Annotated in this window: 1 protein-coding gene; it reads left to right on the forward strand. The window is 63.2% G+C overall.

From position 1 onward, the window contains the following. Window positions 1-67: 67 nt before the first annotated feature. The coding region (locus CRM90_RS29985) for an IS256 family transposase (protein ID WP_102810454.1) at window positions 68-1,249 on the forward strand (1,182 nt) is incomplete at its 3' end.

The raw sequence follows: 1,249 nt of genomic DNA on the forward strand, positions 1-1,249 counted from the left end.
GGGACTGTGGAAATAACGGTGTTTCCGGCAACTGACACGCTGAGCGATGCTCGGCGAGAAAGGTGCCGTGATGACGACACTGGAAGATGTGGCGAAGAAGAAGTCAGCTGAGCAGTCCGCAGAGCAGAAGGCTGCGGTCGAGCTGGTCCGACTGGCGCAGGAACAGGGCCTGTCGCTGACCGGGCCCGATGGGCTGCTCAAGCAGTTGACCAAGACGGTGCTCGAGACCGCGCTCAACGAGGAGATGACCGAGTACCTGGGCTATGAGAAACATGATCCGCCCGAGGCGGGGTCGGGCAACGTCCGCAACGGCACCCGCACCAAGACGGTGCTGACCGACACCACCGGCCCGGTCGAACTCGATGTGCCCCGCGATCGGGCATCGACGTTCGAGCCGCAGATCGTCAAGAAGCGCCAACGCCGACTGTCCGGGGTCGATGAGGTGGTCTTGTCGTTGTACGCCAAAGGACTTACCACCGGGGAGATTTCAGCGCACTTCGCCGAGATCTATGGGGCGTCGGTGTCCAAGGAGACAATCAGCCGGATCACCGACAAGGTGATCGAGGAGATGAACGAGTGGGCGGTGTGGCCCCTGGATGAAACCTATGCCGCGATCTTCATCGACGCGATCGTGGTCAAGGTCCGCGACGGCCAGGTCGCCAACCGGCCGTTCTACGCGGCCATCGGGGTCACCCTGGCCGGGGAACGCGACATCCTCGGACTGTGGGCCGGCACGGGTGGCGAGGGTGCGAAGTTCTGGATGAGCGTGCTCACCGACCTACGCAACCGCGGCATCAAGGACACCTTCTTCGTCGTCTGCGACGGGCTGAAGGGACTGCCGGAGGTGGTCGGCAATGTGTGGCCGCAGGCGATCGTGCAGACCTGCATCATCCACTTGCTGCGCAACACGTTTCGGCTCACCTCCCGCAAGTACTGGGACGAGATCAAGCGTGATGTGAAACCGATCTACACCGCGGTCGACGCCACCGCGGCCCGCACGGCGTTCGACGAGCTGGCCGAGAAATGGGGGCAACGCTACCCGGCGGTGATTCGCCTGTGGGACAACGCTTGGGACGAGTTCATCCCGTTCCTGGACTACGACGTGGAGATCCGCCGGGTCATCTGTAGCACCAATGCGATCGAGTCCTTAAATGCGCGCTACCGCCGCGCGATCAAGGCCCGCGGGCACTTCCCATCGGAGCAGGCCGCGCTCAAGTGCCTCTATCTGGTGACCCGATCACTGGACCCA

Origin of the sequence: Mycobacterium sp. ENV421 (assembly GCF_002887815.1) — a bacterium.
GTDB lineage: Bacteria > Actinomycetota > Actinomycetes > Mycobacteriales > Mycobacteriaceae > Mycobacterium.